Source organism: Butyrivibrio sp. NC2007, from assembly GCF_000421405.1.
GTDB lineage: Bacteria > Bacillota > Clostridia > Lachnospirales > Lachnospiraceae > Butyrivibrio.
Map to the genome: position 1 here is coordinate 113,086 of NZ_ATWY01000012.1, position 21,840 is coordinate 134,925.

A 21,840-nucleotide genomic window follows, 5' to 3' on the forward strand; every position below is an offset into this window, starting at 1 on the left:
CCGGATAGGACTTTGCAAATATTCACTTTTTCAGCTCTATGCTCTGTTCTACAATATTCTGAAGCAGGTAAGGCGGAATCTCTGTCATATCCACCTTCAGTCTTGCCTGGTCCTCTAAAAGCGCCAGCACAAAGAGATTTGCCTCATATTCTGACTGCATATTTATCTTTCCGCCAATATCAGCGAAGTAATTCAATGTCTCATCATGTAAAAAGATATGTCCCAATTCATGAGCACATAAGATCTTTTTTGATGCCTCCGTGTAATTAGAGTTTATAGCTATGTATGGCGCGTACCCACGAAATTTAACAGCCTGAGCTTTGAATCCCTTGAATCCATGATCGCGCTCTATTATTCTTATTCCCCAAATCTTGGCTAGCTCAAATGGGTCATTAGTATGATATGTATTCCTCAGTCCATTTGCAAAATCAACGATTTCCTGCTTTCTCATCCCCCGGAGCCCCCTTTGTCTGATATCTATGACTCATAACTTTTAAATGGCCCAGTAGCTCATTTGCAAATTCGACGATTGTCTCCTCATCCATCTGGTTAGGGTCATAACCACCAAACGCAGCAAGCGTCGGTGTTTTAAGAATAAATTCAATTGCTTCCTGCGGATTATCAAAGTGATTTGGCAGCTTTGCAATCTCTTCTTTGTCAGCGTCAGTGGCCTCTTCATTCCCCATCAGTTCAGCCGGTGTGACACCTAAGATCTTGCAAATCTTATCAAACGTTTCCACAGGAATCTTGCTTATACTTGATGCCTCATAACGATATATGGTCGTATAGGACACACCAAGCTGTTCTGCAATACTCTCTACAGATATTCCCAGTTCTTTTCTTTTGTTTTTCAGTCTTTCACCAATTTGCATATGCGTTACCTCGTCTGTGATACATCATACACCAAAATTTGCATTTATGCAAATTATTGTTGACATCGATTTGCATAAACGCTATATTGTAAATCATAAAATATTTGCATAAATGCAAATCGTTTTCACGCCACACTTGCACTTGTGCAAACGGGAGGTAGATATGCTTGAAATAAAAGAATCATTTGCAAACAGCAAAACCATGCCAAAAGTCATGGTTATTGGCATCGGCGGTGGGGGAAACAACGCCATAACAAGGATGATTGAAAAGGCATCCGATTATGTTACATATGCAGCACTTAACACTGATTCCATGACTCTGGATAAATGCCCAGCAACAAAACGGCTTCAACTCGGCACAAAACTCACTCAGGGATTTGGTGCCGGCGGCGACCCTACTGTAGGGGAGTCCGCCGCAAAAGAGAGCGAGGAAGATATCGCAGAGCTCGTCCATGATGCAAACATGGTAATCCTAACCTGCGGAATGGGCGGAGGTACTGGAACTGGCGCCATTCCCGTAGTGGCTCAGATATGCAAAAACCTGGGAATCCTTACAGTCGCTGTAGTTACAATGCCTTTCTCCTTCGAAAGCAAACCCAGAGTCTATGCAGCGCAGACAGGATTAAAAAAGCTTGAGCAGAACATCGACACTCTACTGGTCATTCCTAATGACAAGCTCCTTACCATCACTGATAAGCAGTTCTTTCTTGATGAAGCCTTCACCCTGTGTGATTCAGTTCTAAAATACACAATCGAAGGCATCACTAATATCATCTTCAACCACGGAACAATAAACCTTGACTTTAACGACCTCAGATCCACGCTTAAAGACAAAGGTTATGGCTTATTCGGCATCGGAATAGCTTCTGGAGACGAGACAATAGTTGATGCAGTAGAAAAGGCCATCAGCTCTCAACTTCTCGACACCAGAATAACCGGAGCATCCAATATACTCCTGAATACCAGCGGCAGAGTCGACCTTGTTGCTCTCAACAAAGCTGTTTCCTTTATACGAGAACAGGCTGGTGACAACGTTAATATCTTCTGGGGTACTGTAAGCGGCGATCCAACCTCTGAGGAAATAGTCGTAACAGTTATTGCGACAGGAATGAAGCAGGTTTCTACTGTTCAGGAGCCTTCAACTCCTGACCCAAAAGACTTTGCTTCAAAAGTACTTGTCACGCCTAAAGAGCCCACTCCTCAGATAAATCCTAATCTGGACTTCCTAAAGAATGCAAAACAGGCATCAGACATACCGGCTGTTTCTACTCTTCAGTCAAAACCCAAGCCGAAGCCTGTCCAACTGCAGATTCCAGAGTTTTTACTCCATAAGCCAAGTTAAACCATTAAAGCCAGGGAAACCTGGCTTTAATCAACCAACGTACGGAACTGGAAACTCCACCATGTCCTCGAGCCGTAGGAATATCAATCCGTTATCAACCTCATCGATCTCTCCGAAAGAACAGCCTCCATCGATATCGATTAGATTTCCTTTCCGAAAAGACTTCAGGCACCCAAAGTCTTCCTCAACCTCAATCCATTTTCGGATTCTCTGTACCGGAACGTGACCTGTGACAAATGTATAATCATAGTCACCATATATGTTCTCACCCCGAGTCTCAAAATCATCACGATATATGGATGTCCAGACAATGTTCCAAACATCCTGGTAGTTCATATCCTTGTACTTCAGATTCTCAAGACCATTCTTATAATATGAATGGGAAAGACAAATTTTTCTGCCTTCCACTTCCATTGTCATCACGACATACCGGTCATTTAGCCATTTCAAAAGCTCTTTTCTTTCGGCTTTCTTCAGGGTCTCATACTGGGTGAACGTCTTGTCACCACCATTGTAAAATAGCCAAAGGTCCCAGTCTTTTCCGTTCCACTCATTCTTGCCACTAGGATCCACAGAATTAAGCATCATGAACTCATGGTTTCCTATGATCAGGTCCATATTAGCCTCTGCCATAATCTTCTGGAGAATCTTGATCCCATCAGGGCCTCTGTCTACTGCATCCCCTAAGACATATAGGTAGTCTTCTGACGAAAACTCGATAGCCTTAAGTCCAGCAAGAAACGTATTCAATTGTCCATGTATATCTGCCACCGCATACGTTGACATTTTGCCCCCTAAAAAGCCTTATAATACTTTACTATACAGTGAGGACAAGAAATGTCCACCTGTCATACTGCAAAACCAATTCCCTGTTTTTTCTCCTTGAACTGGTTGCCTGCTACTGTTTCAAAGTCCTCCGCTTTAAGCTGCATAATCTTCTCTTTGGAGATCTTTTTGCCCTTGTTTTCTCTAAACAGCCTCTGTGACTGACGCATTTCTGCCTGTTCTAATAGATTACGGGCAAATCGTCCATTACCAAACTCCTCATGTTCGCAGGCCTCTCCAAAAATATCCATGCACTTGGATTCAACACCTTCATCCAACTTAAAGCCTTTCTTTTCAGCCATCAACTTAAGGATCTGCCAGATCTCATCAGCCTTATAGTCAGGGAAATTCAGATGAAATGCGATTCTGCTCCTAAGACCTTCATTCTTATCAAGAAATTCTTTCATCTTTTCAGGATATCCGGCGAAAATTACTATTACATCTTCTCTATGGTTTTCCATCTCCTGAACGATAGTATTTATGGCTTCGTCGCCAAAAGAGTTCGATCCATCAACCAGAGAATAGGCCTCATCAATAAATAAAATACCCCCCTTAGCTTCGCGGAACTTCTCACAAACGGTCTTTGCTGTCCATCCCACGTACCTCGCTATAAGATCAGAACGTCCCACCTCTACATAATTGCCGCTCTCGAGTACACCTTCTTTCTTGAGTATCTGAGCCAACAACCTGGCAACTGAAGTCTTTGCACTTCCAGGATTACCCGTAAATATCATGTGCATAGAATGTGAATATGTATCTATGCCCATCTTTGATCTGAGCTTCTTTGCCTTACCGGAATCAATTATCTGGTCAACAACAGTTTTGATTTCAGAAAGCCCAATCATTTCCTGAAGTTCTTTGTATGGCTCAGATGCCGGTTTCTTTGTCTCAACCTTGGCCACGGCACAAGTTTTATATGCTTTGTAAATACGCTCTCTCAATCCTCTTCCATACCAGGTATTAAACGCCTTGTACACTTCTGCAACTGTATACACTTTTTTCTTTGTAAGAACACTATCAAAATCCGTTTCAGTTGCAAAGGTTTCTCGTTCGGTTGCCAGTTTTTTAAAGAGCCTAATTGATTTGTCACGGTCACCAGAACCTTCATTTATCTCTATAATGCTTATGCTCTCAACAGCCTTCGAGATCATTGAGTCTGAAAAGCCCGGTTTACTTGTATTTTCCACAAAAAAGCATAGCGTATACAGCCCATAGGTTTTCACTAGAAGATTAAAGCGTTCCGTAACTTGCTCATACGCAGAAGCATAAATACCATGCATACCATCATCACCTGACATATCGATAGAAACTGCATTTCCCTGCGCCACATTAAAAATGTCATCTAACTCCTCGTCATTTCGATTAGCGCGTTCGCCGATAGATGTAAGCATTTCTACGCGGGTTCCTAAAACCCGATTATTTGACCATAATGCACTTACCAGCAACTCAATAATTGATTCAGCCGCCCGATAATCTCCTGCGCTTATCTTATAATGAACCGGATTTCCACAGTACTTTCTTGAATTTTCCTTAGAGTAAATCCTTCCAAGCTCCTCTAGCAGAGTATCATCAGCCATAAGCTCTTCTGCTTTTTTAAGTGCCTGCTTATATGTCAGCTTTTTACAGATACATTTTTCTTTTACATTGAAATCATAGTTACAACCTAGATAATCGAGATTCAGCTCATCTATAAAGCTTCTGGTGTGCCAGGGTATATAGCCCATAGAATCAGCACGTTTAATCTGGTTTCTGACTTCATACGGACAAATCTCTTTCTCAGAAATAATGGACACGTCTTCAACGCTGGTGCAGGCATCCATCACTGCCTTGCCAACGTAGTCTTTACATTTTTTTAATGATACTTTTTCAAGACTGCATCCGGCCAGAATCGTCATTTCTTTCTCATTCCCTGCAGCAATCATCAAAGATAAGTTCTTATCAAGACCACATTCCACGCCAAGTTGACTATTGATGTTACTGATATACTCAGAAAATTCATCACGTTTCCTCCTTCTAGGTCTTGGATCATCTTCTGCTACTTCATCAGGTAATTCTTTCCTTAAATAGCTACATATAAATTCATAAAAAACCATCAGTTAACCTCCTAACCATAAAGCCATCAATTCTTTTCCTCATCAAAGTGACAGCGATAGTGCTTGCTACCATCTATATGTATAATGGGCTCTGCATTTATACCCAAAGCCTGCATAACAGCTTGTACCTGCTCATAGTCTATATAGGGGCTCATATAAACAAGCGGTTTCCCCTTATTTGAGACCTCAACTCTTCCGCGGGGATAATAGTTGTATTTCTTATTACAGCCCTTTGGCTTCACAGACTCCCACAGCTTCTCATGATTGTAGTTATTTCCCGCTTTGGATAGCCCTTCCATTATCCCTTCTTCGTATCTTGCAATAACAAGCTCATCTTCTACCAGCCAAAATACACCTCTTATTCCTTCTTTACACATTCCATTTCTCCTGTGTTTTAGTGCTTTTCTGCTATCTTATATTGTCATTATAAATTGAGGCATGCGGAATTATTTGTACATGCCAAGCACGTTCAATCCGTATTCTCAATGCGCAGATCTTTGTCTGATACTATCAGAGTATCGCGACAACAGCCTGGTTGACAAAAAATGGGACGATGCATTTCGCATCGTCCCATAATACAAAGTGACATGGACAAAATCTGTCCTATGGGTTCCTCCTACTAGTTATATCCTTCCAACGCCGTTTTTAAATCTTCAATTGCTTTTTCCCTCAGCTCCTTCGGCTCCAATATCACAACATCAGGAGCATAGTTCTTGGCAAACTGCAGTACAGAAGTCTCATTGGCATTAACAGCGACACTTACGTGGGTATCATCCTGATCATAGAAGCGAACGTCACTTCCAAACATGTCTACAATATCGCTTATCATCTCATTAACTATCCTGAGCTTGGCCCGAGAAGTATCACTGCTGTACATATAAACGTGCTCTTTCATATATTTTGAAAGATCCAAAGCCTGACCATTTGCACCCTTTAGCTTACTAAAAGGCTTTGATGTCTCTTCCAGCTTCTGAATATCTACAATTCTGTCCACACGGTAATTTGAAATGTCCTCATACTTATCATAATTGCAGATAAGATAGTATTTTCCTTCTTTTGCAGCCATCTGGTACGGACTTACAACATATACTCGTTCCTTACCGTTCTCATCTTTCTTAGGGTGTTGCTTGAGATCAGTTCCATATTCCACGTACTTGAAGGCAATCTTTTTCTTTTCATTTATTGCCTCATCTATAACATCGATATTGAAAAAGAGCTGTTTGTTATTTGTCCTGTCCTTAGGCATTGTAGCGATATGCTTAACCCTGGACCTAAAGTAGATATTTGAGAGCTTTTCTATCTTTTCAACAAGTTCCTTGCACTGGCTGTAAGGCAGATGCTTGGAAAAAAGAAGCCCATCAATAAGAAGGCGCAGCTCACTGTCCTCGAAATCCCTTACAAGATAAAAGTCGCTAAGAATGTAGTTCTCTTCCAGCTCTCCGGTCTTTGGGTTCTTAACCATACGGATCGATTCGCTATATGCAATGTCATACCCGAACTCTTCAAGCTTCATCAGGTTTGTCTTGATAGACTTCCTGTCAGCTGTCATGTCATATTCTTCCTTAAGCCGCTCCTCTATTTCCTTTTGGCTTAAGCGGTGATCCTCATCTGTATATTTCCTGAGTATGTCTAAGAGATTAAAAAGCATCAGTTTCTTTGATTGTTTTGTGCCCATGTCAGCTCCTTTTTTACCAGAAAAGTGCATTCCTTAATCAGCTACCATTCTACTAACAATTATGGGCAATTTTTTCCACATAGACAAATTAAGAAATCATAAAGAATCTTGAAACATGCATGTATAACAGTACCCATTTCGAATTAATTGTTATCTTCTTCATCCTCATCCTTATCTGCAAGTGCCTCAGCTTCCGCGCGTGATAATTCGAAGTATATTCCTGAAACATCCCCATGTCGTTTAGGGTCAAGTTCCTTCGCAATAACATTAGTACCTTTGATATACTTGAATTCTTTGTCAACCCGGCTTACAGCTTCATCGACAGAATTTCCTTCTTTGTCGAAGATATCCAAGACAACCGCTTCGGATGCTCGGCACGAATGTAAAGTATTCCCCTTTCTCTCCGCATGCTCTGGTATAAGTAATTTCACGATCTTTCCTTCCCTACACTTCTTCCATGCAATAAACGCCCCCTCTTCCGGGCAGAATATAGGCATGTGAAGCCCCTTTACTCCCTTCAAATTGTCAGGATCCAAATCGATGTCAGCGGTGCTAAGTCCCGTCATATCAGAGTTTGTAAAATCGGTCCAGTACGTCCTTCTGGCGAAATCGAAATCGGCATTGCAGAGCCTCGTATCCTCGAATGTTGAATCATCAAAGTCAGCACAGCAAAAGCGCGCTTCTTCTAAATCCGATCCGGAAAAATCACAATTACAGATTTCTGCCGCAAAGAAATTTGCCTTCTTTAAAACAGCATTCTTTATCTCACAGTCCCACATGCAAGAAAAGCTAAAACATGTCTTTTCTCCTTTGCACTCATTGAGTTTAGAGAGCGTTAAGTTTACATTGTAGAAAGTGGTGCCATCAATTACAGCCCTCGTCAAATCTGCATTGTGCATATATGCTCCCCAGAAGTTTGCATTAGACAAATTAGCTCCAGTAAGATTGGAGCTTCCAAGATTAACGCCCGTCATGTCTGCATATGAAAAATCCATCCCAGACAGATCCATCTCACTGAGGTCAACATCGCTAAAGTCTGCACGCTTTCCTTCCTCATTATTTTTAAGCCACTTAGCATGCTCTTCCATTCGTCTGTCAAATTCAGACCTTTCAATCTTTTTTTGCGATAAAATCGTCATTCCCATAGATATCTGCATATCATCACCTGTTCCTTTCCATAACAATCAATTAGTTCTCTTTATCATCTTCCTTTAGTTCTTCACAAAGCCTCGATAATTCTTCAGGACCATACTTTCTTACATCATCGACAACCACTATCTTATCGATGGATTTAAGTATCTTTAGAAAATCTGAAACCTCAGAAAAAGATAGTGTCTCATGGCACATCGCCTCAGGCTGAGCCTCATCATCTCCTTCAAATGGATAAGGATCATCAAAGATTACGTTTTTAAGTGAAATAAAGAAATGGGCCGTCCACCATTCAAGATCTACCTGACCCTGATCATAGTCTTCTGTATCTTCAACTGCATCAATGTCTGCAAGGCCATATTTCTCGCACATAAGCTCATGTATCTTACTGGGAGCCACTTCTCGTCCATTGTTGGTAATCAGATGGTTACAGAAGTAGTCATCAGAGCCTTCATTACTTATCTTTTCAATGGTCCCTATCAGCAGCTCCCTAAGCTCATCAGAACACTCAGTTCCATCCAGTGAATATCTATATATGTTGTCTGTATCCAAGAAATCACTCAGCAGAGCCTCATAATAATGTGTATGCTTCCTGATAAAGTCGGCTATTCTATCATGAATCTTAAAATAAAGATATAAGATTCTACCTTTTTCTTCAGAACGAACAAATTTAACATTCTCCATATCATCTGCTCCTATCTTTGATAAACTCTTATGTTTTCTGTTCTTGTGATTTCATGATAAAAGAAGGCATGTGGAAATTTTTGCGCATGAAAATGGCAGGCTCGTGAGCCCGCCTGATCTATATGCTTATTTGATTTCTAATGTCTTTTTCATGCTCCTCAAGAAGCCGTATCCGGTTCTCAACAGACTGCCTATCGTCCTTCCTGCAGATACGGACAAACAGAGCTTCTATCATTACTCTCTTTTGGTCTGAGCGGGCTATGTTAGAAGACAGGTCCGAAAAGTGCCTTACCAGATCATCAACTGTATACTGATCAACGCTCTTAGCAAGTTCCTTTACAGATCTTATTGTTTCCTCCGGTGCATCAAAGAAATCCTCAAGATTTTCCGTCACCTGCGCAATCATAATACTTCTAAGGAACCAGACGAAGTCGTTTACAAACTCAAAAAGATTGATCCCGTTGCTATTAGCTTCTGACAAGATCAGTATTGATGTCCGAAGATCCTTGTGATATAGCGCCTGAAACAGCTTATGCATCTTCTCCATATCACTCTTAGCCAAAGCCTTAACCACAAAGTTGTACGTAAGCTGCCTATCTTCGCCTATTGTCACGAAATGCTCCAATATACTCAGCGCATCTCTCATAGACCCATCTGCCACTCTCGCAATGTATTCCAGCGCCCTGTTTTCAGCATCTATCCCTTCAGAGGCCGCCACACTCTGAAGCGTCATCTTTATAAGATCAACTGAGATCCTCCGAAATTCATACCGCTGGCACCTGGATAGAATGGTCGCAGGGACTTTTTGAGGATCTGTCGTTGCCATGATGAAAACCGCATGCGCCGGAGGCTCTTCCAGGGTCTTTAGAAGCATATCAAAAGCCTCTCCCCTCTGTCCCTTAAGCGAATGGACCTCATCAATGATATATATCTTCCATTTCCCATTTATTGGCGGATACGAAACATCCTCAAGGATCCTTTTGATGTCGCTGACCTTGTTATTAGAAGCCGCATCTATCTCAATAACATTTGCACTACTTCCATCCGTGATAGATCTGCAAAACTCGCACCCTCCGCAAGGATTACCCTCCACTGGGTTCTCACAGTTAATCGCCTTCGAAAAAATCCTGGCCATCGTGGTCTTGCCTGTTCCCCTTGTACCATGAAAAAGATATGCATGAGAGACCACGTCATGTTTTACCTGATTCCTAAGTGCCTTAACGATATGATCCTGGCCCTTAACCTCGTCATAAATTTGCGGTCTGAATTTCCTGTAAAGCGCTATGTATCCCATCTAAACACCCACGCGATCGAGAAGAGCACAGTACTTTCCTCAACAGCAGCTTCATATTCCCTATAAGCCTGCCTGTCCATTAACTCGAATGCTTCGTAGAATGAATAGAACCGCTCACAGTCTGAGCAATAATATCCTTCATCCTCTTGGTCAAAGAAAGTACATCCGCAAGTCTCACATACCAGCCGCTCTTCCATAGCTATTTCCCTTCAAAAAAGTATTTGAGCCATCTTATCAAAATGGCGCGACAGCAGCCTGGTCATGTAAAAAAAACGATGCCACCCTGCATTATCACTGCTAAAACGTTTAATAAATTCTTTCGAATTGTTAACACTAATTTTAGAATATCTAGTATATAATGCTCTTAGAGGACACAAGATATTGTATTTTTGTTTCATTGTTTCGAGTCACAAGGTAAGTTTATTTCCTTCGTACAATGGAGGACATGCCCATGTACAGTTCAAGTTCTTCAACCTGTTACTATCACAAGAATTCCCCAAAGGTCATAAATACCATAAGGATACATGATAAATACTTTGACGCTTCTGCTGTCAAAGAAAAGGTCATTATAATCGCGTCTGCATCTGCCATTGTAAGCAGCCTGTTTGCAGCATTTGCAGTTATAATATTCTGATGCCAACAAGATCATACGCACCCCAGAGCGGTGCTTTATTACCTACAAAAAACGAAGATGCCTGTCATCCCAGGTATCTTCGTTTTCATCTTTTATATACAAATGCATATCACTTTCATATACATTCGTATGTCATCTCTTATCTGATAGCAGTTCCCATCTCCCCATAAAAAGGAGGTGGGCGGTGCCTTCTGGCGCCGCCCGATTATGAAAAAGAAATAGTATTTGCTTAACTGTCTAAAAACATGGTACCAAAAGGGCATTAACATGCCTTTAACATAGATTGAACAAATTGTTAATATCCCACCCCTATTGATATGGCAATCATTTTCGGCTAAAATATGATTGAATCATATTTTAGCCGAAAGGATTTATCATGAGACATATCGAAAGAGATCTTAAATCCAAGATAATAGACCTTAACAAAGAGTACTCAGCCATCCTGATCACAGGTGCAAGACAGGTCGGGAAGAGCACTTTGTTCGAGACCATCATGAAGGAACAGGGAGAAGAAAGGGAGATCGTCACATTAGATGATCTGGAAGAGCGTGCTCTTGCCAAGAAAGATCCTGCGATGTTTCTGCAGATCCACGAGCCGCCTGTCATGATCGATGAAGTGCAGTATGCTCCTGAGCTCTTTTCATATATCAAGATTGCAATAGACAAAGGTGCTGCCCCGGGATCATTCTGGCTGACAGGGTCTCAAGCCTTCAAGCTCATGGATCTGGCACAGGAGTCCTTAGCAGGAAGAGTAGCGATACTAAGGCTCCCTCCACTTTCCCAGCACGAGGCATATGGAAAAGATGACTCCAGGCCATTTTCTGTTGATCTTAACGAACTTAAGAAGCGTAAAAAGACACATGCTCCGGCAACACTAGATGAAATATATGAACGCATCTGGATGGGCGGGATGCCCGGTCTTATCAGCGGAAAGTTTTCTGACAGGGATGTTTACTACAGCAGTTACATCCAGACATATATCGAAAGAGATGTAAGCGACCTGATCCAGGGAGTAGACAAGCTCTTATTTCAGGACTTCATAAGGTCAGCTGCATCAAGGATAGGCGAGGTGCTTAATGTACATGCCATAGCAGGAGACGTCGGAATAAACGATGATACCGCAAAGCGCTGGCTACAGGTACTGGAAAAGTCAGAGATCATCACACTGCTTCGGCCATACAGCAACAACCTGCTCCATAGAACAATCAAGACACCAAAACTGTATTTCTTTGATACCGGCCTTGTGGCTTACCTGACAAAATATTCATCACCGGAGATCCTTGCAAACGGCGCCCTGGCAGGACACATCCTTGAAAACTACGTTGTCATGGAGATCATCAAATCCTATAAAAACGCAGCCAAGGACTGCCTCTTCTGGTATTACAGGGATAAAGACAATAAAGAAGTGGATATGATCCTTGAAAGTGATGGAATGCTCCATCCAATAGAGGTCAAAAGATCGGTCAATCCCGGCACTGAGCTGGTAGGTGCTTTCTCAGTATTAGACAAAGCAACAACACCAAGAGGCTCTGGCGCGATCATATGCATGAAACCTGAGCTTTCAGCAGTAGACAGTAATAACCTGATAGTTCCTGTGTGGTATATATAAAGAAAAGCATTTCGGCCAAAATCCGATTCAATCGGATTTTGGCCGAAATGCCCAACTTGTATTCCAAATAATCATAATACAAATGACAAGTCTCGCCCTTCAAAGGACTCTCCCCATCCATTCTTTTCATCAAATGATGAAAACGCCACTTTATTTACATCCGGCAATTTTACGGATGCATCATTTAGTACAGACATCATTTCATCGAGAATATCCAAGCACTCTTCGCCCTTCCCAGGTATGCTCGCATATGCATAAACTTCTTCAATGCGGTATAAGGCCAAGAGCAAGAAATTAACAGGGTCAGAAACATCTTCCTTTTCCCCATCAGATATTCCAGAATACAATTTCACGAACTCTGCATAATCATTTTCAGACAAATACTCAAACTCAGCTTCTTTGTAGTTTTCAAATTCAAAGAGATACTTAGGAATTATCTCCATAAATCTTTCATTCCATTCATCCCAGAACATATTGGTTACCGGCCACATCTGTTCCGAAAGGATAGTCCAATCCCTGTCTGGATATAATGATAAAAGAAACTGCTCTACACACATGATGCCATATGCCATTCGTCCATTCATAGATATTGATGCCAGTTGTTCTCTAATCATTTTCCCGTCTCCTTTTTATACCAACCAGTATTATTATGTTTTACTTTCCCTTTAAATGTATATGTACAGTTTTCACATGCTCTCTTGGGATCCCCCATGCTAGACTTTGTTGTGTGAATAGTAGTAATATGCAAATCTTTAAGATTGGCGCCCGCATTCAATGCTTTATTCACAGCATGCACTTCTGCACAGTTACCCACCGAGTACTGATTCAGCGACTTCTCTGGAAGAATTCCTTTTCGATTACCGTCCCCAAACAAAATAGGATTTTTCTTATCGTTGTCTATCTGAATCCCCCTATTCATTCCATAATAATACTTTCCGGTAGATTCGTCATACACTACTGTCGCCGTAGTAAACTTATCTCTTTGTCGTTTCGATACTCCGTCTAAGAAAGACGCCTTTTTATTTGCCCAACTACTTACACGCGAATGCATAACCCTAGCAAAGGGACCTCTGCCAGCCTTAGCTCCACTTGTACCGGAATATCTTCCTCCTTCACCGCTTCCCATCTTTGCACCTCCTGGATGTATAATCCTCAAAGTGAACAAATCGCGTATACTTAAGATATTCCGCGAACACTGTATCAGGCATGTTTCCATATACTAAGACAACCTGCGGTTCAAGCTCCTCTAGCATCGCATAAAGCCCGTTTTTAAAATGCATCTTATTGTCCTTCCCCTGGATGCATCCATATGGGCTAATCATAACTATGCTATTCTTAGGTGCTCCAAGAAATGCCACCTTTTCAGGAAGTACCATCTTTGTGTATGTCCTCTCATCTCCCCAGCGAATCTGTGGTACGACATATTTTCCCTTTGATTGCAAATAGTAACCTATAGCTCTATTCCGATATACATTCATTATCTGCGTAGACAGGGGTTGATCTCTGTACATCGACACATCTGGGCTTATCACAATTGGATACCTATCGATAACTTCCATATACTCTTCTGGCCTGCGTATAACATCCGCAAAGATAACATCCATGTCATTAAAGCAAAGAGCTGTGTTGCCAATTATCTCCGCTGTGACACGACTAAAAGGGACAATGCTTTCTGGAATTACAATTTGATCAGGCTTTTCTATGACAGGTATCTCCAATATTCCTTCAAACCTAGCCCCCTCCACAATCTCAGGCCTAAAACCATCATCCATATCGAATCTTCTTTTCTTCATTTGCATACCCTCCTTTATTGGTGAACTTCATATTTCTAGGCTAAAATAGAAGGGTAAAAATGTACTTGCATTGATTTTGCACAGTTTTTGCATCTTTTTTTCAAGGAGAAAAAATATGGATTTAAACATTTCTTTTTATATAAAAGCAGCACATGGTAGAATCAGCGGATTAAGCACTCAGTTTGATGAGGCAACCCTGCTCTTTTCACCATTAAACGAAAGATTCAATCTGAATATCGACTTCAGTGACACTTACTTTTCCAGATTGGTAAACAGATCAAAAGACGTCGATGGAGCAATAGTAGATATCGTCCAGAAGAAAACAGTTATTGCTTTTTATGAGAAATACTTTATTAAAGAAATTGTTCCAAAACTAAACCCGCATACAGGTCATGATTGGAGTAAAGAAATATACAATGCGATTCAGACTTCATTTGTTATAAGCGATATCAAACGAAAGGAGTATATTGATCTTTACAAAGAAAATGAGGAAGGCTTATTTCTTGCACATACTTTCATGTACTGTCTAAGCGTCAGCAACAGAGCCAAGCCAATGACTTCGATGGACGGCGCGATGGCAACAGAAAATGATCAAAGCTATCTTAAACAGATTAACGATCGCTTGCGTTCTATTGAAGGCAATTTACCCTCAAAGCCAATTAATCTTGGGCAAATGTTGAGTTTCAATATACCTAGCGAAAACTACAATGTGTCTTTAACAGCAAAAGATCCTCGTCACTCGTTTATCTTGCGGCTCAAAGTTGCCAAGAACTCCCTCCCTGATGAGTATGAAAATTTTGATTCCTTATTCAGTTATCTTGTTTTCTCAGGAAAAAAACTAGAATTACCAATCTGTAGCTTAGATATATATGACTATGCCCAAAACCTATTAAGGCATATAGAAAACAAACTATTTGTCGGAGAATCAACCCTGCTACCGGATATGTATTCAGCACAATACGATGATTCCGCCATCCCAGCATGCCCAGGCGTGCTGTTCATCCAAGCTACAGGAAACACTCTTCCGCTTGAACTTAGAAATGAATATGGAGAAACCATACTTCCTTTATACAACTATAAGATAGAACGCGAAGTACAGGGTGACAGTATTTATGCATCATTCACATCTGATGACGACCCACACATAGTAATGAGCATCATATTCAAAGTTCCAAAGATAAAAAAGGATATCACTAGATCAGAGACCACTCTCAAGATAAATATCAAAAATCCCAGCTCTTCATTAGACAACATAGGATACTACTCAACGCTATCCAAGATGAAAGCCGCAGAAAAACTGACTTTCTATAAATGTATAAATAAAGGAGCATACACAGAGTTTATTTCCACCACGAGTTTTGCTTCAGATAACGAAACACTGTTAGATGATTCCCTTAAACTTCTCGATTTTTTCAAGAAAGTATATAAAATCGAAGCGACATATAGAACAGTTTTTGATGTCCGGGATATGAAACGTGATGATGCATATTTTGCAGAAGCTTTATATACTATCATCGACAAAGGATTCGTTAGACTAACAAATCAAAACGTAACAATGAAATGCACGGCAGAAGATACGAAAGTTCTTAGGCAGCTTATAAAGGAAAATAAGATTGTAAAGTGGGATTCCGAATTCGAATATATACAATTATTTGGCAAAACGATTACATTTCATAATGAATATAATATGTGCTGGGTTTCTAATAAAATCTCATTCAAGCAAAACTCAGCAACCGTCCTAGCCGAAGTCGCAGTAATATACAAAAGCGGGATGATCCCTAGTAAAACTGTTGAAAAAGAACTATCCTCTTTCAAAAAAGCAAAAAAATAACCTATCTACGCGGAGATGTCTGCCCAGACATCTCCGTTATTCTTTTCTATCATACGCCCTTGTGGGGAAGGTGTCGGGAACCGGGCGTGGCCTATCAGTCTTCTTTATGGCCAGGGTGTCGGGGGAGTTCCTGACTTTGTTCGGGCGGCGAGCTTAATTCTCCCTTTTCAATCGCCGACCGCCGCATCTGATAGCCAGGATGCATCTGATCATACCCTTTTAGCAGACTGGCTATCTTCTGCTTTTTAGCCCCCGCGGGGCGTTGCCTGGGGAGGGTGTCGGGAACCGGGCGCGGCCAATCAGTCTTCTTTCTGGCCGGGGTGTCGGGGGGTTCCTGACTTTATTCGGGCGGCGAACTTAGTTCTCCCGTCTCCATCGCCGCCCGATGCACGGATAGCTGGGACGCACTAAATTCTCCCGATTCGCGGACCAGCTATCCGTGTGGGGAAGGGGCGTGGGGGAAAGGGCAGGCTCGGCTCCCCCACCAAAAAATGCAGCCAGGTGCCAAAAGGATTTCTGTGATAAATTCCCGCCCGCTGCATTTTTTGCTCCATATTAAACTGCCTTGCTCTCTTCTGTCGGCTCTACCTGGGATGCCTTAAAGAAAAAAGCCTGTTTCATGAACATCTTCCCCTGTTCTTCTCCCTCCTTTCCTTTATGTCCTCCCATGCACTTCCAAATGGGGATCTCGGAAACGGCTTTTTCTCCGTGCTTTACGGTGTAACCCCGCCTTTTCCATTCCATGTAAGTGTGTATCTGCTCCGGCTCTTTGGTGAGGGTCTTTCTTCCCTCTTCATCCTCGATAACGATGTTCTTGCCGGTGGTTCCTATTATACCCTCTTTCATAAGTTCCATGCGGTTGTTAAATATAATCTGTTCGTTTGTCATTTCCTCGTTCTCCTTTCCGAAGGAAAGAGGGTTTCCCCTCTCCCTGCTTTATGTCTTTTTAGCCTTATGCGGTCAGAAGATATGCTCTGTCAACGAGTTTGTCCATGGGGTCAACAGTCGTTTCGTTGACTTCTGTTACCATGTTATTGAATACATCAAGGCTCATATCCTCAAACTTGGGAACCAAGATGCACTCGTGGATACTGCTCGGAAGAAGTACAAACTCGTGAACCCCTATTCTGTCCGCAAGTTCCTTGATTGCCTTTGTATCGAGCATCGCACTTGCTCCCTTGACCTGGCTCTTGTTGCTGATAACATACATCGGCGCAACACTGTTTGCTTCCTCTCCAAATTCATCAGCAAAATCATCGCCCATCATGTTCCTTATCACATCGCCAAGTGGTGTTATCTTTGTGTCCTTGTGGGTGTTCTCCTCTGCCCTTACAAAAGCGGTCTCTTCGTCAATCCTCCACATATCGAGCATCTGCGGTCTTACCTTGATTGAAAAGCTCTCTCCCTCGTGTTCATCAGCAATGTAGATGTATTCCTCGATGCCCTCAAACTGTGTGGGTCTCTTTACAAGGTCCTCGCTGCCCTCTCTCTGCACTCCGATGCGTGCATTGGTCTTGAAATACTCCACGTCGTTAATCTTCTCAACGTCAAAAGTAAACTCCCTTGAAATCATGGCAACAACACTGTCAATGACCTGCTCAACTCCCATTCCGCTAAGTTCTGCTCTCTCGATAAGTTCATCAGCGTAAACAGTGGGTGCGATTGTATCATCTGCATTCTTCTTGATGCAAAGACCCTCTTTCTCAATTCCATTCTTGATGCAAGTGTGTGCATCCACGATGTAACCTCTGTTTTCAAGTCCCTCGATAATCATGTTCTTTGTAATCATTGTCATTTTCTCCTTATATATGTTTTGATTTTGGTTTTCTGTTTTCAGGCTTTCAAAGCCCTTGAAATGTGCTTTCAAGATTCTGAGCTTTTCTGGAGGGGAGCGATCCTTTTTTCGTGCGATATTTTCCATGTGCTTTTTTCCATCCTTTCATGTGTTAATAAATGTGCTTTCTGAGTTCATCGCCTATCTATCGGGTTTGCGTGCATCTTCAGGAACAGTGGCAGGACCACCTGCAAGGGACAAGTAAGCGAGACGCCGTAGGGCAGCCCTTGCTGGTGGGACTGATACTGTTACGATGCACATCAGCAAACCGATAGGCGGTGGACTGGGAAAGTGCATTTATACATGAAAGGCAGGAAAGCACCAGGAAAATACGCACGAAAAAAGAGGGGGTTCCCCCGGGAACCCGTTGGAGAAGGGGACTATAATAATTCCTTGTATGCCACGTATTCAGACTTCCTTGGTGGAAGTCAGGGGCATATTGGTCTGGGAGCTCGGGCAGACCTGCGAAGCTGCTCGGAATGGTACACAAATGATCCAGAAAAAAGATCTCTTTTAAGCAAATCCAATGCAAAAGCCCACGCAAAAAGCCCCGCAAAAGAATGTATTAGAATATCTATAAGAAAGCATATTAGAGAAAATAATAGAACCACAAGAAAAGAAAGAACATAGAGAAAGTCAAATAGTATGCTAGAGTAAAAAGAGAAGGAATAAAAAACGCATTATAAGAATATGACAAAAACCCATTGTAAGGAGGCCCCATGATAGTAAATGCAAACCTGAACATCCACTATACAGCACCAGACTGGGTATGGGAAAAGATAGATGAGGTCTATAGAAGCATGGAATACTATGACGAGACTTCAGATACTCCACTCTGGACAGGAGAAGGAATAAACATAGAAGCCTCAGTAGAGCCTTCAGGGATCCAGTTCTATGGAGATGTACCAGAGGAAATATGGGACGACTGGTTCGCGGAATTAAAAGAGAAGCTATCCGATGAACTCGGCTATGAGATAGGCGAGCCAGAGGACGGCTACGAATTTAAATACGACTGGGACGAAGAATAATTGGGAAGGTCTAAGGGAACGGGAGAGGGTGTCTGGGGTTCCCTTATAGGATAAAAGGCGCACATTATTATCCCACCTTGCGCCTTCCATTGAATACGTGCATATTGCCGCACAGTAGAGAAAAGCCGCTAACATCCCGCCTTCACCATACGAATTTGCCGGGAAGGGCTTGGGGAACGGGTCTGGGGGCGAGGGGTTCCCCATTTAATTCAAAGGCGCGCTCTACTTCTCCCCTTCCGCGCCTTCCATGCCCTTAAAAAGTGGTGCCACTAAGCAAAAGCTCCGGTGCTTTCGCAATATAGCACCGCCATTTCATGAAAAAAGCCCCACATAAGTGAGGCGTAAAGTCTGGAGGTGGCCGCCCAATCAAGGGCGACCCATGTGTTATGAATGTGTGTGATCAGGCGGACCCATGTCCCCTGACAAGTTCACAATACCGTACAAACCTATAAATTACCTAAAAACATAAAAAACCCCCTGGTCATCTGACCAGAGGGCCTGATATATGAACAGAACTATACTTCCGGCTTGAAGCCTTTGATAGTTTCTGAGTCATAAGAATATGTGTACCTGTCTTCGCTGTGATCTTCCTCATATCCAGGATTTTCATTCATCACTATTGCTGCAACAATGTATGCAATTAACCCAGCGCCTGTAAACAGGAATGTGCATGCCCAGATGATCCTTACGATTGCAGGATCTATGCCGAAGTACTCAGCAATTCCACCACATACACCTGATATCTTTTTATCTGCACTTTTATATAATCTCTTTTCAGTCATAACCCACACCTCTTATAAATGAATCTGGTTGTTTTGTTCTTATGAGATGATTATATGTCTGCCCATATTGGTAATACATATCCGGTTAGCAGAAAAGCCTATCCTTATTTTTCTTTTTTCGCAAAAGAAAGCTGATACACATAAAAGAATGCATATCAGCTGACTTCATTTCATTATCGTTAAAAGAACATGAACATCCTGAAGAACATTGACAGTAGCTGCAGGATGATAAACCATCTGAAGATCTTTCCAAGAATGGAGGTGCCATATACCGGAGTCCTGTTCCAACCGGTCCAGTTGTTCCAGGTATTCCAGCTCTCTTCCGGTCTGTTATAGCCTCTGCCAAGATCCTGAGTACCCCACTGCCAGTATGTTCCGTACTCTTCGAAAGGAGTCTCCTCTTTCTCGGCATAGGTACGCTCCTGCGTATATGTCTGTGCCTGTCCGTATCTCTCAGCACCCGGTTTTGTAAGAATATCGTAAGCTGCATTTATCTCATTCATCTTTTCAGCAGCTGCTGCATTTCCGGGATTCAAGTCCGGATGATACTTTTTCGCAAGCGTTCTGTGTGCTTTTTTGATCTCTTCTTCTGAAGCCCCCGGGGCTACTCCAAGAACCTTGTAGGGATCCATCATCATAACATTATCCTCCAGACCGATCAGGTCTTTTTAATGAAACGTTCGCTGCACTTAGGGCATCTGATCTCAATCCTGCCCTTTCCTTTTGGTACTCTTATCTGCTGATGGCAGTTCTTGCAGATGTAATATCTGCTCACTTTTCTGTCATGCCACTGAAGTTTAAATAGCTTAACATATCTTCTTGGAACCTCAGTCATATTAAGGAACTTCTGATTCTCAGCATATCTTTTAGATATGTTTCTTGAATATACCCTAAAGCATGCATAAGAAAAGAATACAAGCCACAAGAGATATACTATCCTGCTCTGAGCAAACAGGTTTATTACCAACAGAAAGATCGCTATTCCATTGCATGTCCGCGCCAGTGTATCAAACCCGTTGCGGCCATACATGAACTGTGCCATCCTGTACTGCATCTGATTACCAAATTGTCTGATCTTGTCCATATCTTTAACCTCTTTTATCATCGGCATTGATTTTCCTTACAATGCTCTGTTTGTATTATTCTATGCTTCATCGATATGCTTTTACATATCCGCATCAGCGAAAACTGATGTCTTATTTCTCTTTTATGATAAGAGCCTGGCTCTCCTGACTAATTTTGAGAGGTGGGGCTACCACGAAGGCAGCCCAAAAGTGTTATGAAAGTATGTGTGGGGTAAGGATCTGTATATCCTTATAGCCATATAATACAGCTTCAACCTAAAACCAACTTTAAAAACATGAATCTAATACCTGGAAGTCTGCCAAGCTACATACCAGGCTTAGCCCATGATATAATCAAAGAAAAGCTTAGGAGGGCTAACCCATGAAGATTGCTATGGCAAACGATCACGCTGGCACCGCAATGAAGAACGAAATCAAGGCTTATCTCATAAAAGAAGGCTATGAAGTTGAGGACTTCGGGACCTATGATGAAAAGAGCTGTGATCTCTCTGACTTTGTATATCCTGCAGCGCTTGCAGTTGCTAAAGGGGAGTGCGAGAGAGGCATTTTCTGTGATGGCGTGGGCTATGGAAGCGCCCTTATTGCAAACAAGATAAATGGCTGTTATGCCGCCGTATGCCAGGATCCTTTATGTGCCACATTAGCTCGCCAGCATACGGATTCAAACATCCTGTGCCTTGGAGCCAAGATAATTGGCGGTCTTATGGCTATGGAGGTTGTAAAGACATGGCTAAACACTGCGCCACTCATGGAAGAGAAGTACAGAAACAGAGTCAAAAAAGTGTGTGACATAAACGACAAGCACTGTGTACCCCTTGATCAGATTATTTAACGAAATAACAATAATGCCAGGCATGAGAGGTGTTCCCTTGCCTGGCATTAGTTTCTATTGACTTTGTTTCTTTGAGGGATATGCTGTTAATGCTTCAAACTCATCTACCGGCATAGGCTTGTAGAAATAATATCCCTGCATTTCCTCACATCCAAGACTTCCGAGGAAATCAGCCTGTTCCAGTGTCTCAACACCTTCTGCGATAATAGAAGTTCCAATAGCATGGATCATCTGGACCATGTAGCTAAGTATTGTCCGACCCATCTTTTGGTCACCTGAACCGGTAATAAATCGAAGATCAAGCTTTATGCGATCAAGGATAACTTCTTTTAACATATTCAGTGATGAGTAACCACTTCCAAAGTCGTCCATTTCAACTTCAAAGCCTGCTTCACGAAGTTTGGTTGTTGTTTTGATGATGGTATCGGAGTTTTCGACATATGCGCTTTCCGTTATCTCAATACGAAGTTGACCAGGC

25 protein-coding genes are annotated in these 21,840 nt (G+C 42.1%); 7 read left to right on the forward strand and 18 right to left on the reverse strand.

The features are described 5' to 3' along the window. Positions 1–22: 22 nt before the first annotated feature. Positions 23–451, reverse strand: coding sequence for an ImmA/IrrE family metallo-endopeptidase (locus tag G632_RS21245; protein WP_022769220.1), 429 nt, complete (start codon positions 449–451; stop codon positions 23–25). Then, positions 429–872, reverse strand: a complete 444-nt coding sequence (locus G632_RS21250; protein ID WP_022769221.1) for a helix-turn-helix domain-containing protein — start codon at positions 870–872, stop codon at positions 429–431. The genes G632_RS21245 and G632_RS21250 overlap by 23 nt, the downstream gene beginning before the upstream one ends. A 163-nt stretch (positions 873–1,035) precedes the next feature. Here G632_RS21250 and ftsZ point away from each other — a divergent pair, with 163 nt between their 5' ends. Next, entirely contained in the window at positions 1,036–2,214 is a 1,179-nt protein-coding gene (gene ftsZ / locus G632_RS0110975; protein ID WP_022769223.1) for a cell division protein FtsZ, read from the forward strand. 30 nt (positions 2,215–2,244) lie between these two features. On the opposite strand, the gene G632_RS21255 is transcribed toward ftsZ, so the two are convergent. The 7 genes from G632_RS21255 to dnaX all read right to left on the reverse strand — a co-directional run bounded on the left by G632_RS21255 (position 2,245) and on the right by dnaX (position 9,934). Continuing rightward, positions 2,245–3,000 carry a metallophosphoesterase gene (locus G632_RS21255; protein ID WP_022769224.1) on the reverse strand — a complete coding sequence of 252 codons (756 nt, stop codon included), beginning with the start codon at positions 2,998–3,000 and terminating at the stop codon, positions 2,245–2,247. A 62-nt stretch (positions 3,001–3,062) separates the two neighbouring features. After that, positions 3,063–5,132 (reverse strand): AAA family ATPase, encoded by a 2,070-nt coding sequence (locus tag G632_RS21260; protein WP_022769225.1) that lies wholly within the window; start codon positions 5,130–5,132, stop codon positions 3,063–3,065. 26 nt (positions 5,133–5,158) lie between these two features. After that, on the reverse strand, positions 5,159–5,509 hold the full coding sequence (locus G632_RS0110990) for a hypothetical protein (protein WP_022769227.1): 351 nt from the start codon (positions 5,507–5,509) through the stop codon (positions 5,159–5,161). A 242-nt stretch (positions 5,510–5,751) separates the two neighbouring features. Continuing rightward, the gene (locus G632_RS0110995) at positions 5,752–6,807 is read right to left on the reverse strand and encodes a helix-turn-helix transcriptional regulator (RefSeq protein ID WP_022769228.1); all 1,056 of its coding nucleotides are present in this window, start codon (positions 6,805–6,807) and stop codon (positions 5,752–5,754) included. Positions 6,808–6,950: 143 nt separating this feature from the next. Next, positions 6,951–7,964, reverse strand: a complete 1,014-nt coding sequence (locus tag G632_RS21265; RefSeq protein WP_155828879.1) for a pentapeptide repeat-containing protein — start codon at positions 7,962–7,964, stop codon at positions 6,951–6,953. Between the two features lie 31 nt (positions 7,965–7,995). Beyond that, positions 7,996–8,640, reverse strand: coding sequence for a hypothetical protein (locus G632_RS0111005; protein ID WP_022769231.1), 645 nt, complete (start codon positions 8,638–8,640; stop codon positions 7,996–7,998). 118 nt (positions 8,641–8,758) lie between these two features. Then, positions 8,759–9,934 (reverse strand): DNA polymerase III subunit gamma/tau, encoded by a 1,176-nt coding sequence (gene dnaX / locus G632_RS19740; protein WP_035782582.1) that lies wholly within the window; start codon positions 9,932–9,934, stop codon positions 8,759–8,761. A gap of 451 nt (positions 9,935–10,385) precedes the next feature. On the opposite strand from dnaX, the gene G632_RS0111020 reads away from it, so the two are divergent. Together G632_RS0111020 and G632_RS0111025 are read left to right on the forward strand one after the other, a co-directional pair. Continuing rightward, the gene (locus G632_RS0111020) at positions 10,386–10,568 is read left to right on the forward strand and encodes a hypothetical protein (protein WP_022769233.1); all 183 of its coding nucleotides are present in this window, start codon (positions 10,386–10,388) and stop codon (positions 10,566–10,568) included. Positions 10,569–10,944: 376 nt separating this feature from the next. After that, on the forward strand, positions 10,945–12,177 hold the full coding sequence (locus tag G632_RS0111025; protein WP_022769235.1) for an ATP-binding protein: 1,233 nt from the start codon (positions 10,945–10,947) through the stop codon (positions 12,175–12,177). 71 nt (positions 12,178–12,248) lie between these two features. On the opposite strand, the gene G632_RS0111030 is transcribed toward G632_RS0111025, so the two are convergent. Genes G632_RS0111030 through G632_RS0111040 form a run of 3 tightly spaced genes read right to left on the reverse strand, consistent with a single transcriptional unit; the run spans position 12,249 to position 13,970 of the window. Continuing rightward, positions 12,249–12,791: a hypothetical protein gene (locus tag G632_RS0111030; RefSeq protein WP_022769236.1), complete on the reverse strand. Its 543-nt coding sequence runs from the start codon at positions 12,789–12,791 to the stop codon at positions 12,249–12,251. Further along, a complete protein-coding gene (locus G632_RS19745; protein ID WP_022769237.1) occupies positions 12,788–13,303 on the reverse strand; it encodes a YwqJ-related putative deaminase in 516 nt (171 codons plus the stop codon). Before G632_RS19745 ends, G632_RS0111030 begins: the two co-directional genes overlap by 4 nt. After that, positions 13,290–13,970, reverse strand: a complete 681-nt coding sequence (locus G632_RS0111040) for a DUF4417 domain-containing protein (RefSeq protein ID WP_022769239.1) — start codon at positions 13,968–13,970, stop codon at positions 13,290–13,292. The genes G632_RS19745 and G632_RS0111040 overlap by 14 nt, the downstream gene beginning before the upstream one ends. Positions 13,971–14,085: 115 nt before the next feature. Here G632_RS0111040 and G632_RS19750 point away from each other — a divergent pair, with 115 nt between their 5' ends. After that, on the forward strand, positions 14,086–15,801 hold the full coding sequence (locus G632_RS19750; RefSeq protein ID WP_022769240.1) for a hypothetical protein: 1,716 nt from the start codon (positions 14,086–14,088) through the stop codon (positions 15,799–15,801). Between the two features lie 555 nt (positions 15,802–16,356). Here G632_RS19750 and G632_RS0111050 read toward each other — a convergent pair. After that, positions 16,357–16,689: a hypothetical protein gene (locus tag G632_RS0111050; RefSeq protein ID WP_022769241.1), complete on the reverse strand. Its 333-nt coding sequence runs from the start codon at positions 16,687–16,689 to the stop codon at positions 16,357–16,359. A 64-nt stretch (positions 16,690–16,753) separates the two neighbouring features. Further along, positions 16,754–17,590, reverse strand: a complete 837-nt coding sequence (locus tag G632_RS0111055) for a DUF5688 family protein (RefSeq protein ID WP_081647148.1) — start codon at positions 17,588–17,590, stop codon at positions 16,754–16,756. A gap of 348 nt (positions 17,591–17,938) precedes the next feature. Between G632_RS0111055 and G632_RS0111060 the strand changes: the two genes are divergently transcribed. Both G632_RS0111060 and G632_RS0111065 read left to right on the forward strand, forming a co-directional pair. Then, positions 17,939–18,265 carry a hypothetical protein gene (locus G632_RS0111060; protein ID WP_022769244.1) on the forward strand — a complete coding sequence of 109 codons (327 nt, stop codon included), beginning with the start codon at positions 17,939–17,941 and terminating at the stop codon, positions 18,263–18,265. A gap of 89 nt (positions 18,266–18,354) precedes the next feature. Next, the gene (locus G632_RS0111065; RefSeq protein WP_022769245.1) at positions 18,355–18,663 is read left to right on the forward strand and encodes a hypothetical protein; all 309 of its coding nucleotides are present in this window, start codon (positions 18,355–18,357) and stop codon (positions 18,661–18,663) included. 515 nt (positions 18,664–19,178) lie between these two features. On the opposite strand, the gene G632_RS19755 is transcribed toward G632_RS0111065, so the two are convergent. From G632_RS19755 to G632_RS0111080, 3 genes are all read right to left on the reverse strand, one after another. Then, positions 19,179–19,445 (reverse strand): PspC domain-containing protein, encoded by a 267-nt coding sequence (locus G632_RS19755; RefSeq protein ID WP_029232577.1) that lies wholly within the window; start codon positions 19,443–19,445, stop codon positions 19,179–19,181. 179 nt (positions 19,446–19,624) lie between these two features. Then, positions 19,625–20,083 carry a DnaJ domain-containing protein gene (locus G632_RS21270; RefSeq protein WP_026512538.1) on the reverse strand — a complete coding sequence of 153 codons (459 nt, stop codon included), beginning with the start codon at positions 20,081–20,083 and terminating at the stop codon, positions 19,625–19,627. 20 nt (positions 20,084–20,103) lie between these two features. Beyond that, on the reverse strand, positions 20,104–20,529 hold the full coding sequence (locus tag G632_RS0111080) for a hypothetical protein (protein ID WP_155828067.1): 426 nt from the start codon (positions 20,527–20,529) through the stop codon (positions 20,104–20,106). A 362-nt stretch (positions 20,530–20,891) separates the two neighbouring features. On the opposite strand from G632_RS0111080, the gene G632_RS0111085 reads away from it, so the two are divergent. Further along, positions 20,892–21,362, forward strand: a complete 471-nt coding sequence (locus G632_RS0111085; protein WP_022769249.1) for an RpiB/LacA/LacB family sugar-phosphate isomerase — start codon at positions 20,892–20,894, stop codon at positions 21,360–21,362. A 54-nt stretch (positions 21,363–21,416) separates the two neighbouring features. Here the strand turns inward: G632_RS0111085 and G632_RS0111090 are convergent. Then, positions 21,417–21,840: EAL domain-containing protein (locus G632_RS0111090; protein WP_026512539.1), on the reverse strand; the 424-nt coding region annotated here is incomplete at its 5' end.

Bases quoted from the DNA above. Each gene is read 5' to 3' on its own strand.
- G632_RS0111080 (WP_155828067.1), bottom strand. From the start codon at position 20,529: ATGGACAAGATCAGACAATTTGGTAATCAGATGCAGTACAGGATGGCA.
- G632_RS19750 (WP_022769240.1), top strand. From the start codon at position 14,086: ATGGATTTAAACATTTCTTTTTATATAAAAGCAGCACATGGTAGAATC.
- G632_RS0110995 (WP_022769228.1), bottom strand. From the start codon at position 6,807: ATGGGCACAAAACAATCAAAGAAACTGATGCTTTTTAATCTCTTAGAC.
- G632_RS0111040 (WP_022769239.1), bottom strand. From the start codon at position 13,970: ATGAAGAAAAGAAGATTCGATATGGATGATGGTTTTAGGCCTGAGATT.
- G632_RS0111050 (WP_022769241.1), bottom strand. From the start codon at position 16,689: ATGACAAACGAACAGATTATATTTAACAACCGCATGGAACTTATGAAA.
- G632_RS0111060 (WP_022769244.1), top strand. From the start codon at position 17,939: ATGAAAGGCAGGAAAGCACCAGGAAAATACGCACGAAAAAAGAGGGGG.
- G632_RS0111065 (WP_022769245.1), top strand. From the start codon at position 18,355: ATGATAGTAAATGCAAACCTGAACATCCACTATACAGCACCAGACTGG.
- G632_RS19755 (WP_029232577.1), bottom strand. From the start codon at position 19,445: ATGACTGAAAAGAGATTATATAAAAGTGCAGATAAAAAGATATCAGGT.
- G632_RS21270 (WP_026512538.1), bottom strand. From the start codon at position 20,083: ATGATGATGGATCCCTACAAGGTTCTTGGAGTAGCCCCGGGGGCTTCA.
- G632_RS21265 (WP_155828879.1), bottom strand. From the start codon at position 7,964: ATGCAGATATCTATGGGAATGACGATTTTATCGCAAAAAAAGATTGAA.
- G632_RS21250 (WP_022769221.1), bottom strand. From the start codon at position 872: ATGCAAATTGGTGAAAGACTGAAAAACAAAAGAAAAGAACTGGGAATA.
- G632_RS0111055 (WP_081647148.1), bottom strand. From the start codon at position 17,590: ATGATTACAAAGAACATGATTATCGAGGGACTTGAAAACAGAGGTTAC.
- G632_RS21245 (WP_022769220.1), bottom strand. From the start codon at position 451: ATGAGAAAGCAGGAAATCGTTGATTTTGCAAATGGACTGAGGAATACA.
- G632_RS21255 (WP_022769224.1), bottom strand. From the start codon at position 3,000: ATGTCAACGTATGCGGTGGCAGATATACATGGACAATTGAATACGTTT.
- G632_RS0110990 (WP_022769227.1), bottom strand. From the start codon at position 5,509: ATGTGTAAAGAAGGAATAAGAGGTGTATTTTGGCTGGTAGAAGATGAG.
- G632_RS0111030 (WP_022769236.1), bottom strand. From the start codon at position 12,791: ATGATTAGAGAACAACTGGCATCAATATCTATGAATGGACGAATGGCA.
- G632_RS0111085 (WP_022769249.1), top strand. From the start codon at position 20,892: ATGAAGATTGCTATGGCAAACGATCACGCTGGCACCGCAATGAAGAAC.
- G632_RS0111025 (WP_022769235.1), top strand. From the start codon at position 10,945: ATGAGACATATCGAAAGAGATCTTAAATCCAAGATAATAGACCTTAAC.
- G632_RS21260 (WP_022769225.1), bottom strand. From the start codon at position 5,132: ATGGTTTTTTATGAATTTATATGTAGCTATTTAAGGAAAGAATTACCT.
- ftsZ (WP_022769223.1), top strand. From the start codon at position 1,036: ATGCTTGAAATAAAAGAATCATTTGCAAACAGCAAAACCATGCCAAAA.
- dnaX (WP_035782582.1), bottom strand. From the start codon at position 9,934: ATGGGATACATAGCGCTTTACAGGAAATTCAGACCGCAAATTTATGAC.
- G632_RS0111005 (WP_022769231.1), bottom strand. From the start codon at position 8,640: ATGGAGAATGTTAAATTTGTTCGTTCTGAAGAAAAAGGTAGAATCTTA.
- G632_RS0111020 (WP_022769233.1), top strand. From the start codon at position 10,386: ATGTACAGTTCAAGTTCTTCAACCTGTTACTATCACAAGAATTCCCCA.
- G632_RS19745 (WP_022769237.1), bottom strand. From the start codon at position 13,303: ATGGGAAGCGGTGAAGGAGGAAGATATTCCGGTACAAGTGGAGCTAAG.